This window comes from Vibrio sp. 1-Bac 57 (genome assembly GCF_037546855.1).
In the GTDB taxonomy this organism is placed as follows: domain Bacteria; phylum Pseudomonadota; class Gammaproteobacteria; order Enterobacterales; family Psychromonadaceae; genus Psychromonas.
Window position 1 is genome coordinate 54600 of sequence record NZ_JALAAC010000006.1, and the last position, 12314, is coordinate 66913.

10 protein-coding genes are annotated in these 12314 nt (G+C 38.4%); 3 read left to right on the forward strand and 7 right to left on the reverse strand.

The genetic code is table 11. The features are described from left to right. Positions 1–36: 36 nt before the first annotated feature. From MT391_RS05535 to pomA, 3 genes are all read right to left on the reverse strand, one after another. A complete protein-coding gene (locus tag MT391_RS05535) occupies positions 37–2184 on the reverse strand; it encodes an MltF family protein (RefSeq protein WP_499497170.1) in 2148 nt (715 codons plus the stop codon). A gap of 405 nt (positions 2185–2589) precedes the next feature. Next, complete coding sequence (locus MT391_RS05540) at positions 2590–3591, reverse strand: flagellar motor protein MotB (protein WP_166371853.1); 1002 nt, start codon at positions 3589–3591, stop codon at positions 2590–2592. Continuing rightward, complete coding sequence (pomA, locus tag MT391_RS05545) at positions 3591–4364, reverse strand: flagellar motor protein PomA (protein ID WP_166371854.1); 774 nt, start codon at positions 4362–4364, stop codon at positions 3591–3593. The genes MT391_RS05540 and pomA overlap by 1 nt, the downstream gene beginning before the upstream one ends. A 219-nt stretch (positions 4365–4583) precedes the next feature. Here pomA and xseB point away from each other — a divergent pair, with 219 nt between their 5' ends. Genes xseB through dxs form a run of 3 tightly spaced genes read left to right on the forward strand, consistent with a single transcriptional unit; the run spans position 4584 to position 7604 of the window. Then, the gene (gene xseB, locus MT391_RS05550; protein ID WP_299659110.1) at positions 4584–4817 is read left to right on the forward strand and encodes an exodeoxyribonuclease VII small subunit; all 234 of its coding nucleotides are present in this window, start codon (positions 4584–4586) and stop codon (positions 4815–4817) included. Positions 4818–4851: 34 nt separating this feature from the next. Then, positions 4852–5742 carry a (2E,6E)-farnesyl diphosphate synthase gene (ispA, locus tag MT391_RS05555; RefSeq protein ID WP_166371856.1) on the forward strand — a complete coding sequence of 297 codons (891 nt, stop codon included), beginning with the start codon at positions 4852–4854 and terminating at the stop codon, positions 5740–5742. Positions 5743–5744: 2 nt separating this feature from the next. Further along, positions 5745–7604 carry a 1-deoxy-D-xylulose-5-phosphate synthase gene (gene dxs, locus MT391_RS05560; RefSeq protein ID WP_166371857.1) on the forward strand — a complete coding sequence of 620 codons (1860 nt, stop codon included), beginning with the start codon at positions 5745–5747 and terminating at the stop codon, positions 7602–7604. Positions 7605–7737: 133 nt separating this feature from the next. Here the strand turns inward: dxs and MT391_RS05565 are convergent, their stop codons facing one another. Genes MT391_RS05565 through rluF form a run of 4 tightly spaced genes read right to left on the reverse strand, consistent with a single transcriptional unit; the run spans position 7738 to position 11877 of the window. After that, the gene (locus tag MT391_RS05565) at positions 7738–9276 is read right to left on the reverse strand and encodes an ABC transporter substrate-binding protein (RefSeq protein WP_499497171.1); all 1539 of its coding nucleotides are present in this window, start codon (positions 9274–9276) and stop codon (positions 7738–7740) included. Between the two features lie 19 nt (positions 9277–9295). Then, positions 9296–9817, reverse strand: a complete 522-nt coding sequence (locus MT391_RS05570) for a phosphatidylglycerophosphatase A family protein (RefSeq protein WP_499442786.1) — start codon at positions 9815–9817, stop codon at positions 9296–9298. A 12-nt stretch (positions 9818–9829) separates the two neighbouring features. Further along, positions 9830–10912: a thiamine-phosphate kinase gene (gene thiL, locus MT391_RS05575; protein WP_499497172.1), complete on the reverse strand. Its 1083-nt coding sequence runs from the start codon at positions 10910–10912 to the stop codon at positions 9830–9832. Next, positions 10909–11877 carry a 23S rRNA pseudouridine(2604) synthase RluF gene (gene rluF, locus MT391_RS05580; RefSeq protein ID WP_499497173.1) on the reverse strand — a complete coding sequence of 323 codons (969 nt, stop codon included), beginning with the start codon at positions 11875–11877 and terminating at the stop codon, positions 10909–10911. Before rluF ends, thiL begins: the two co-directional genes overlap by 4 nt. Between the last annotated feature and the right edge of the window lie 437 nt (positions 11878–12314).

Genomic DNA, 12314 nt, shown 5'->3' on the forward strand with positions numbered 1-12314 from the left:
GATGATGACAAATCTAACGTTAGATATTATGTACAGTTATTGATGATTTGAAATATTCAAATAAGTATCATAACGCCGTTTTATTTCACGTACATAAGTTACGGGCTCTTGACCTCGAACATAGCCGTAACGTGCTTTGGCTGCATACTTAGGTTGCGATAATAATAGCATGGCTTTTTCAACATGATTAAACCAGACATCGTCTTGCCAACCTTTTTGCCTTGCCAAGCGAATAGCGTCTCGAACATGGCCAGCCCCAGCATTATAGGAAGCTAACGTAAACCAAGTTAGCTCTGACTTAGGGATTTCGTCTGCTTGCATTCGCTCTCTTACCCAGTCCATATAACGAATACCAGCTTCAATACCCTGCTCGGGATCATGCATATCTTGGATCCCCAATTGCTCAGCAGTGCGAGGCATTACTTGGAATAACCCTTGCGCTCCCGATAAGGATTTTGCATTGGGATCAAAACGGCTTTCTTGATGCATTTGCGCAACTAACAAACGCCAGTCAAACCCATACTCCTTGGCATGTTTTTTTACTAGGTCATCAAAAGGAGACATAACACCAGACTCAATTTCAGCCACATAACCTTTATATTGCTGATCTAAGCGTTTTTTATTTTTAAAGTATTTATTATAAATTACATTATAAAACAGACCTTTATAATGTTTTTTGATGAAAACATTGACCTCTTTTAATAACGTTTCATTACCCGCTTTAATTCCCCAACTTTGTGCCTTAGGTTCTCCTAAGGCCATAAAGGATTGAATATCATCACGAAAGGTTAACTCTAAATCAACAATATGACTGTCGGCGATGGTCATGTCATACTTTTTATCCGCCACCGCTTCAATAATTGATTCCGTTTCCATATTCTCAGGTACGGCAATCAATTTAACACCAGGTACTGTTTTTTGCAGTTGCAATGCAGTGCTCCAGTAAGCACTAGAAGAACGTGTATAAATTTTATGCCCTTTGAGATCTTGAGTTGTTTCTATCCCTGTTACACCGGATTGCCCAACCACCAACTCGGAAGCATAATGGTAAGGACGAGAAAATCCGATCCCCTTTGCCCTTCTTGCCTCGGTTGGTGTTAAAAAGCCTAATGCAATATCTGCTTTATCTTCAATTAAGTAATCTAGCAATGCAACATTATCTGGAGCAACTATAATTTCGTAACGTAATTTATTTTCTTTAGCAAAGCGCTTTGCCAATTCATAATGAAATCCTAACAACTCCCCTCGCCAGATATAATAAGATGAAAGATTATTCCTTAATACAAAGCGAACTCTGCCCTTAGCTTGTATCGTTTGCCACTGCGTGAGATTAGATTTTTTGATAGATGATGAAGGTGCAACCTTCGCGTCTGAAATGTCATTATCTGTGGTTGCATTCGATGAAGCAGTCGTTATTTTTAGCAACTCAGTTGCTAGCTGCTGCGACTGAATGAAAGCATTCAATTGTGTTAATAAGTTTTTATTTTCAATATTAACAGCCCATGCAATATCACGCTTGCCACTTGCTTGAATACTTTTTTTAATATCGTCCCGATAGGCTAAAGCAGAGGCGATTAGATTTTCATCTTGTATTGCAAGGTCATATTCGCCACTGGCAAGTCGATCATATAAAAGCTCAGTGCTAATACTATTGTCAATATAACGAATACGCATCTTAGGGTATATTTGTTGTAATCCTAGCGCGGTAGTTTGGTAGCTTTTCCCTTTTTGAATGACCACTTCACGCCCATTTAATGCACTCCCTTTTTTCAGTGGAGGTGATTGCTTGCCCAAAATGAAGTACTCATTACTTTGAATTAAAGCATCACTAAAATTAACGCGTTTTTTACGTGCCGTGGTAATGGTTAAATTCGCTGCAATCACATCCCCTTCACCTGCGATTAACTTACTAAATAACTGGTCAAACTTGGTCACTTTAACTTGTTTAAACTGAAGGTTTTGCTGTGTTGAGAATTGCTGCAGGTATTGTAATTCGAGGTCTTGAGGATGGCCATTACGTGGCAAATAAGTCTCACCACCAACCCATGTTAACACTGTCAACGTAGGTTTTTCGTTAGAAAAATAATACTTTAAAAGAAAAAGGCTCGCTATCAATATCAACACCAAGCACACAATTTTTGGTAGTGAAAATAAAGTGGTACGTTTATTTTTACCCTGACTCATAGGCTAGTGTTCCTTCAATGACTACAAAAATCCATTTATATGCACAACAAATTTAGCGCATTAAGTTTATTCACAATGTTCGAGCCTAACCTCCTATGATTTCAACATTTAAATGTTAATAAAATACAATACTCTGACTTTGAGTGATTTACCTTCAATAAGACAAAACCAATAAGATAGTTTGTCGCTATTTCTATTTATGTCGCACTGATTATTTTGATCTAAATAGAATCCAAATTATTGTAGACGCTGCATCCGAGTATAAGATTTACTATTTTATGGTAGATACCGACACTCAGTGATTTATAACATATCTTAGAGCAAAATTTAGAGCGGCCCATCCATTAATGCACCTACAACTAATGGATGGCAACCCTTTTTAGAGTTTACTGATTTTTTCAGCTCTTATTTTTCGGTAACTATCTCATTACTTTCAGCAGCCTGACCTTGCATAATGGTAATTTCAACGCGACGATTACGACGTTGCTCGGTAACGGTATTACCCAAAGTAAGCGGTTTACTATTTGCGTACCCAACCACCTGCATTTTTTTATCTTGAATGCCGTCAACTTTAAGCATTTCTTGTGCAACAGACACAGCTCGTTGCGCAGATAAGTCCCAATTAGATCGATATAATTCCGACTGTATTGGTTCATTGTCCGTATGACCTGAAATAGTCAACACACCGGGTACATCCACTAATATTTTAGCCACTTTTGCTATCACAGGCCTAAAGCGAGGCTGTAAAAATGCAGAACCAGCTGGAAAAGATCCTTTTTCTCTTACTCGTATAATTAACTGTTGCCCTAAAGACTCAATTTCTATTGCGCCATCAACAATTTCTTCTTTTAAGCTTTCTGCTACTTTTTTAGCTAAACCTTGTTGTGCAGCGACTTCAGGAGCAGGCACATCACTATCCGCTTGCTGTGATGCTTTAGTTGATGCAGCATCACCCTCATCATCGCCCTGCGCTCCTACTGAGGTATCCTTCTGTTCCTTAGAAACCTCTTCATTAGTATCTTCATTAACTTCAACTGCGGTCTCTTGCAAAGGAACATTGGCATCCCCCCCCGCTCGACTACTTTCACCCTCTTCAAAATCTAGATCTGCTTTAGTAATTTCAGTGGTATTTTGCATAATCACTTCAATCGGTGTGGGATCGGGTTTACCAGGTCTAAATTCCTGTGCTATCACCGACGTTCCTTTAGGAATATCTTTTACCTCAATGCTATTTTGGACACCGAAAGCAAACTCCATTGAACCCGCTATTTGTTTAAACTTTAAAACATCCATCTCGGAAAATGATAAAAGTAAAACAAAGAAGCACATAAGTAATGACATCAAATCGGCAAAGGTGCCCATCCATGCAGGCAATCCCTCCGGGGGACATTTACACTCTTCTTCCATTACTCTGCTCCTTCACCAGCAGCACCGCTACCTCGTTTAGATTCAGGTAAATAGTTACGCAACATGCCTTCAATAACACGTGGGTTTTGACCGTCTTGAATACCTAAGACGCCATCTAGAATAAGGCTACGGTTCAATTTTTCTTCCGCAGCTCTTAGTTTTAATTTATCTGAGATAGGTAATGCGACCATGTTTGCCACTACCGCACCATACAAAGTAGTTAATAGTGCAACCGCCATCGCAGGGCCAATGGATTTAGGGTCATCCATGTTAGAGAGCATGGCAACCAGTCCCACCAATGTACCAATCATGCCCATCGCAGGGGCAACATCACCAAAGTTTTTGAATATATCAGCGCCAACTTCATGACGCTCTGCGGTTAATCGAATATCATTTTGCAGTGTACTACGGACCACATCGGCATCATGGCCATCCACCAACATATCAACGCCTTTTTGCATAAACGGATTGCTAATTTGGGCTTCTTCTAATGCCAAAAATCCACCTTTGCGCGCTGCATCAGCCATCTCAACTACTTTTACAATTAATTCTTCTGCAGGATCTATTTTGAACATGAAGGCTTTCATGGCAACTTTAATCGCACCAAAGAATTGCCCCATATTATATTTCATCATTACAACAAAAGCGGTACCGCCAAAAACAATTAAAATAGAGGTCATATCAATAAACATATCAATAGTGCCACCCATTAACATCGCCATAATAACAAAGCCGAAGGCGCCTATAATTCCAACTAGAGTTGCTAAATCCACAGATTAATCCTTTTTAATTTTAATAGTTAAACATTACTAAGATGATAGTATAGCCATTTCTGGTTAGTTTGCAGTCAAAGATACTTTATTTAAAACAACATTTTACACAAGCCAGTAAACAGCCAACAACTTCACTATTTAGAAATTATTTTTAGCCCTTAGTTTGACATCCTTAACAGTCACGGTAATCTTGCACAAAATACTCAAAAGAGATCTCCCATGGCCCTAAAAAAACCTGAAAATATGCAATATGAAGAAGCAATTATTGAGCTTGAACAAATAGTACAGCATCTAGAGCAAGGTGATTTGCCTCTGGAAGATGCATTAAAACAATTCGAACGAGGCATTTCTCTCGCCCGTAGTAATAGCCAAAAATTACAACATGCACAACAACAAGTTAGTATTTTAATGCAAAATGATGCACAAGCACCTTTGCAAAAATTTGAAGAATAACTTTTACCTTTATCCCGAAGACTAAGCAGCTTACATGACACAATTAATTTCTACCATGCAGCAACATCAAGCACGTGTAAACGATCAGCTTGAACAATATATCAATCATCCCGCTTCTTATTCAAAAACATTAAATGAGGCGATGGCTTATGGTGCCTTATTAGGAGGAAAGCGTGTTAGACCTTTTTTAGTGTATGCCGTAGGACAAATGCTCGGTAGTAAATTAGATACACTTGACCCGATTGCAGCATCAATTGAATGTATTCATGCCTACTCCTTAATCCATGATGATTTACCAGCAATGGATGATGATGCACTGCGTCGCGGTAATGCAACCTGCCATATCAAATATGATGAAGCAACGGCAATCTTAGCAGGCGATGCATTACAAACATTAGCTTTTGAAATTTTATCTAATGAAATACCCGCGTTACCGGCTAAATCGCAGTTAAAAATGCTTAATATTTTAGCCAAGGCTGCTGGCGAAAAAGGTATGTGTGCAGGGCAAGTGTTAGATATTGCCGCAGAAAATACAGCGATCTCATTAATTGATTTAGAAATGATTCATAATGCCAAAACAGGCGCATTAATTATCGCGGCAGTGCAGATGGGAGCGTTAAGTAAAACAGATATCGATGACGCTGAATTTTTGCTATTAACAAAATTTGCCACCGCAATTGGTTTAGCGTTTCAAGTGCAGGATGATATTTTAGATATCATCAGTGATACTGAAACCCTAGGTAAACCGCAGGGCTCTGATCAACAATTACATAAATCAACGTACCCTGCTTTGCTTGGTTTGCAAGGTGCACAACAAAAAGCTCAAGACTTATATCAAGAAGCGCTTCATGCTTTATCACAATTGCCTTATAATACGCAGTTACTCGAGTTGTTTTCTCATTACATCATCAAACGCGATAAATAAATATGCCATTGGATTTAAAAAATTACCCGTTGCTCGCTAACATTAATTACCCAGAAGACCTGCGTTTATTAAAAAAACAGCAGCTCCCTGCATTTTGCGAAGAGCTACGTCGTTTTTTGTTAACCAGTGTTAGTCAAACCAGTGGCCACCTCGCTTCGGGGTTAGGTGTAGTAGAGCTTACTGTTGCTTTACATTATGTTTATCACACACCTTTTGATCATCTAGTTTGGGATGTTGGACATCAAGCCTATCCGCATAAGATTTTAACCGGCCGCCGCGACCAAATGGATAGCATACGACAGTTTAAAGGCTTACATCCTTTCCCTTGGCGTGAAGAAAGTGAATACGATGTACTGAGTGTCGGTCATTCTTCGACATCAATTGGCGCTGCCCTAGGGTTAGCTATTGCCGCGGGGAAAGAACAAAAAAATCGTAAAGTAGTTGCGGTGATTGGTGATGGCGCTATTACTGCGGGGATGGCTTTTGAGGCATTAAACCACGCAGGTGCATTACACAACGATATGTTAGTAGTGCTTAATGACAATGAAATGTCTATTTCAGAAAATGTTGGTGCGTTAAATAATCATTTGGCAAAAATATTATCCGGTGATTTATATACTCAGCTACGTGAAGGGGGCAAAAAAGTACTGTCCACTGTGCCTCCGATTAAAGAGTTAGCAAGAAAAACCGAAGAACATTTAAAAGGCATGGTTTCTCCTGCGACTATTTTTGAAGAATTTGGCTTCAATTATATTGGTCCAATGGATGGTCATAATGTGATCGACCTAGTGGATACGTTACGTAATATGCGCTCTCATGCAGGGCCGCAATTTTTACACGTAATGACTAAAAAAGGTAAAGGTTATAAACAAGCAGAGTTAGACCCTATTACTTACCATGCTGTGCCCAAATTCACCCCCGATGAAGCTTTGCCAGTGCCTAAACCCTGTGCACCTACTTTTTCTAAAATATTTGGCCAGTGGTTAAATGACATGGCCGATCAAGACGAAAAACTAACAGCTATTACCCCAGCAATGCGTGAAGGTTCTGGAATGGTTGAGTTTTCTAAACGTCACCCAGACAAATACTACGATGTTGCTATTGCTGAGCAGCATGCCGTTACCTTAGCCGCCGGTATGGCTATTGCTGATTTAAACCCAATTGTTGCTATCTATTCCAGCTTTCTACAACGTGCCTATGATCAAGTGATACATGATGTTGCTATTCAAAATCTTGGCGTGTTATTTGCCATTGATAGAGCGGGTATTGTTGGCGCCGATGGTCCAACACATCAAGGCGCTTATGACCTAAGTTTTTTACGTTGTGTACCTAATATGACAGTGATGACCCCTTCCGATGAACAGGAATGTCGTAACATGTTATATACAGGACATTTACTTAATACTCCTGCGGCAGTACGTTATCCAAGAGGCAGTGGAACAGGTATTGAAGTTGATAGCAGCATGACAATCCTAGAAATAGGCAAAGCCAAGGTGATTGCTGAAGGTCAAAAAACGGCTATCTTATGTTTTGGCACCTTTTTACAAGCAGCTATTCCCGTCGCAGAGGAATTAAACGCAACAATAATTGATATGCGTTTTGTTAAACCTTTAGACCAATCATTATTAATCAAGCTTGCGCAAACACATTCGCAAATAGTGACTATTGAAGAAAATAGTATTTTGGGTGGGGCAGGCTCTGCAGTGAGTGAATTTTTAATGTCACAACAATATACGGGTAAGATTTTACATTTAGGATTACCTGACTCATTTGTTGAACAAGGTACGCAAGCGGAAATTTATCATATGTTGCAACTAGACAGTGAAGGCATTGCAGCACAAATTGATGCCTTTTTTAACTAGATGTATCGGTTTTAACTCGCTATATAAGGTTAATTTTGAGGTTTTTTAGCTTTTAATATATGGCGATTAATCTTCATAAACGGCTTAAGTTTCTTATGCATACGAACAACAGACTTTAAAGTTTGTTGTTCTATTAACCATCCTGATTAGATAATCTACTATCTTTGTTAACTTTAAACAGAGACCAGTAGGGAATACCATTACTTGAAAAAATATCTTGCAGGTTAAACTGATTGTTTTGAGCCCAAATTTTATCTTGGTAAAATAGAGGGAAAATCCAGTTATCTTGTTGCAACTTTTGAAAGTAGTTAGCTTGAGATTTAAAATTTCCATCTATCTTTTTTTGTTTAAATTTATCTTCCAGATAACCAGTTAAAAAACTATTTTTAAATAAGTCCTCATAAATATTATCTTTACTCATCAAATTGGTTTGCCAACTAGAGATAGTAAAATCATAATAAAGGTTCGTATTATCCCAAACGTTCTGAGAGCTTACCTCTTGTACCACCAGATTAACGCCAATTTTATCTAGCATATGTGTTAATGCATCGGCAACCTTTCTTGTATTTCCCACATCATCCAACATGACTAACAAAGACATCTGCTTAGGCAAAGGTTGTACCTGTAATATTTGCTTTGCTTTTTCTAAATTATACTCAGGCATTGACAGCGTATTTTTATCTTCTTTTTGTACCAAACTATTATCAGTAAATGCCATTACAGAAGGCTGAATTTGACCATTATCTTTCAGAATATATTTCAGCATACCCGGTTGATTAATCGCCATATGGATAGCCTCACGTACCTTTTTATCGCTTAATACAGGTGACAATTGATCATTAATCGCAAGAAAGATGGCATTGGATGAAGGAACTTGTACTAATCGTGTAGAGGTGTTTTCAGCAAGGTCATCCATAAACTTATTAGGAATTGCATAACTGACTTGTACATCATTTGCTAAGAGTGCAAACAAACGCGATTGTGGTTTATTAACACGCATAAAACGAAAGAATTTGGTAGGTAACGCTCCTTCCCAATAGTTATTGTTTGCAATCACTAACACCCCTAGCACAGGATTATATTTTTGTACTAAATACGGGCCAGTACCAGACATAGTCAATTGGGTAATAGGCGGTAAAATGATTGACGGAGGGGTATCTAATAATCTTTTATTACTTTGATAAAAAGCTGAATCTAGCACAAATAAATTAGTTAAATCATCCAGCAACTGAATTTCGCTCAGTCCAGAGCGAATATCGAAGCTATTGCTGTCATTGGACGTTATAGTATCTATTTTATTAAAAAAACGTAACTTCGCATTATTTGTTGCCTGCTCAAAAGACCAAATAACATCTTTTGCTGTCAATATATTACCAGAATGGAAATGGACATTTTTACGTAAATAAAAACGAATTGTTTTGTTATTAATTCTTTTCCAATTTTTAACTAAGCGAGCTTCCAACTGTTGCTGCTGATCCCAACGAAACAGTGGATCAAATAATAGATGCTTAAATTGTTCTTCGATTAATTTTTGGTCCGCAAAGGGATTAAATGAGGTTGGTATTTTATCAACGGCAACGGTAATCGCTTGAGGATTAAATACATTTGGATTTTGTGCGAAACAACCAACAGCGTAAAATATTGAAGTAATAAAAAACCAACGTAAACGCATATTTACCTCTGACAATTGCTTATAAAGAATAGAATTGGATGAGCAAGAATAAACCTATCGCAGCAAAGATACCAGCCACAATATCGTCGATCATGATCCCGAAACCACCCTCTACTTTTTTATCTAACCAACTAATTGGAAAAGGTTTTAATACATCAAAAAAACGAAATAATAGAAAACCGATGCACACCCAAACAAAAGGAATCGCCATGCCATTTTTAATCTCTGGGTAAACCAATAAAAGCGGCAGCATGGTGATCCAATAACCTACAAACTCATCCCAGACAATCGCTTTATGATCATGCACACCCATTGCTTCGCTGGTAACGTGACAAAACCAAAACCCAGCAAAACTGGTGATCACTAATACCGCTAGGTAATATTCAATACTCAGCATGGCTAATAAATAAAATAGTGGAACCGCTGCTAAAGTACCAAATGTTCCAGGTGCTTTAGGCGCTAAACCGCTACCAAAACCAACGGCAGCAAGGTGTATCGGATTTGAAAGCTTTAAACCTTTCAAATCATCTCGAGTTAACATGTATGTGTGACCTTATTTAAAATGATCCCAGCTACTATTGTCTAATATGACAAGCTGCTCATGGTGAGTAAAAACGATCTCTGGTTCTTTATGCATAGGTAGGCTAGTAGATAAGTTATTAGATAGGCCACCAACGACATCAGTGGTCTTGGTAATTGCGTTGACTTTACCAATTTCAAAACACGATAACGATGACTCGCTCCCCTGAATTGCTAACTGATCCTTTAGTAAAGCAAGTTTATGAGGAGAAATAGTAAACAATAACTCATAGTCATCGCCACCATTAACAGCAAACTGCCATGCCTGTGAAAGCGTAATATTGCCTGATTTTATTTCTTTAAGCATAGAATTAGATAAAGGTAAATCCTGTAACCCTATTTCAGCACTACATTGTGATTGCTTTAAAATATGCGATAAATCTTGATTCAATCCGTCAGAAATATCGATGCAACTAGAGGCGCTCCCCACTAATAATGCGCCCATATCTAACCTTGGCTCGGTGAACTCTAAGGCATCGATAAAAGCTTGAGGGTCATCAAGTGATAAAGCTTGTTGCTGATTGTCTGATTGCTGCTGTTGCAATTTTACAGCTAAGCCCAGCGCCCCATTCCCTAAACAGCCACTCACACATATAATATCACCTGCTTGAGCCTGTTTACGGGTTAATGCTTGTCCTGATTTTATGACTCCTTTTGCGGAGACTGTTATTGATAAAGGCCCCTTAGTCGTATCGCCACCAATTAATTGCACATTATACTTATCTGCTAACGTAAAAAAACCGCGACAGAATTCAGCCAACCAAGGTTCATCTATGCTCGGCAAAGTAATAGCGAGTGAAACCCACCTTGCTGTCGCCCCCATTGCAGCGAGATCACTTAAGTTAACTGCTAATGATTTATAACCTAGGCGATAGGGATCTACATCTTCAAAGAAGTGTACGCCACTGACTAAACTATCCGTTGTGACGGCAAGTTGATAGCCATTGGCGATATCTAAAATCGCACAATCATCTCCAATGCCAATCACCACATCCTTTGCGGACTGGGTCTTGCGCTGGAAATAACGTGAAATAATGTCAAACTCACCCTTGCTCATTTTCTTTTTAATGACAATTTAGGTTTAGTTGCTGGGTTGTTTTTTGATGTCGAAGTCGTTTTTGCATTTTTATTCACAAATACCTTCTTGGCTTTAGGCGTTGATTTAAAATCTGTTTTTTCACCTTTCCCATAATACGGGTTGCTATCGTTACTCTGATTCTGACGAGATAATTTAGCGCTATTCGCATCATCGCTCGACTGTTGAGATTTAGGCAAAGTCGTATTGATAGCTGTCTTTGAAGAGCCTGCCACAGCTGCATTAATGTCAGCCATTTCCTGATCTGATAAATTACGCCATTGCCCTGCTTTTAGATTATTAAGTGTAACATTCATGATCCGCGTTCTTTGCAGACGTGTCACTTCATACCCTAAATACTCACACATACGACGTATCTGGCGGTTTAAGCCTTGCGTTAGAATAATAGTAAATACAAAACGACTTTCAACTTTAACAATACAGGGTTTAGTGATCGTATCTAAAATTGGTACACCACGTTGCATTCTGTCAACAAAGCGTTCGCTTAATGGGGTATCCACTGTGACACGGTATTCTTTATCATGCGCATTTTCTGCACGTAATATTTTATTAACAATATCGCCATCACTGGTTAAAAAGATAAGTCCCTCAGAGGGTTTATCTAAACGACCAATAGGAAAAATACGTTCTTTATGTTTGATTGCATCAATGATATTTCCGTACACATTTCGTTCAGTGGTACAGGTGATGCCAATCGGTTTATTGTAAGCAATATAAATACGATCAGATTTATTTGTCGCAATTTTATTGATACGTTTACCATCAACAAAAACTTCATCACCGGGTTGCACTTTAGTGCCAAGTTCAGGAACTTGCCCATTAATTTTAACGCGGCTTTGTTCAATTAATTTATCAGCTTCGCGTCGAGAGCAATACCCCGAATCACTGATAAATTTATTAAGACGTTTCTCGATATCTTGACTCACAGTAAACCCCAATGTTATTTATTTTATGACTACATACCCATCGTACTTCAAGATCTTGGTCTCGCGCGAACTTACCTATCAGTACATATGCAATACTAACAATCATTGCCCAACTTGATTGTTGCAATCTAAAAGCGATGCACGAATTCAAGTAACTAAGTTCGTGTAACTAAGTTCAAGTAGGTAAGTTCAGTAGCTAAATTCAGATAACCGGACACAATAAAGCTAATACCAATCTGCTCTGCTGCTATCAACAGTATTATAAAATCGCCAAAGAATATTACTAAGCAAAATAGGCTTCTAGGCTAGCTAACTAAAAAGCTAATCTGTCATTTTATGACTAGTATCTTGGGGCGTGTTTTACTGCTGACTTTACAAGTTGAAGTGCCATGAATATAAAACGCTATATTAAAGCATAACGGAGAAGTTAACGGAAA

Excerpts from the sequence above, each read along its gene's own strand:
- MT391_RS05535 (WP_499497170.1), bottom strand. The coding sequence starts at position 2,184 with ATGAGTCAGGGTAAAAATAAACGTACCACTTTATTTTCACTACCAAAA.
- MT391_RS05540 (WP_166371853.1), bottom strand. The coding sequence starts at position 3,591 with ATGGAAGAAGAGTGTAAATGTCCCCCGGAGGGATTGCCTGCATGGATG.
- xseB (WP_299659110.1), top strand. The coding sequence starts at position 4,584 with ATGGCCCTAAAAAAACCTGAAAATATGCAATATGAAGAAGCAATTATT.
- ispA (WP_166371856.1), top strand. The coding sequence starts at position 4,852 with ATGACACAATTAATTTCTACCATGCAGCAACATCAAGCACGTGTAAAC.
- dxs (WP_166371857.1), top strand. The coding sequence starts at position 5,745 with ATGCCATTGGATTTAAAAAATTACCCGTTGCTCGCTAACATTAATTAC.
- MT391_RS05565 (WP_499497171.1), bottom strand. The coding sequence starts at position 9,276 with ATGCGTTTACGTTGGTTTTTTATTACTTCAATATTTTACGCTGTTGGT.
- MT391_RS05570 (WP_499442786.1), bottom strand. The coding sequence starts at position 9,817 with ATGTTAACTCGAGATGATTTGAAAGGTTTAAAGCTTTCAAATCCGATA.
- thiL (WP_499497172.1), bottom strand. The coding sequence starts at position 10,912 with ATGAGCAAGGGTGAGTTTGACATTATTTCACGTTATTTCCAGCGCAAG.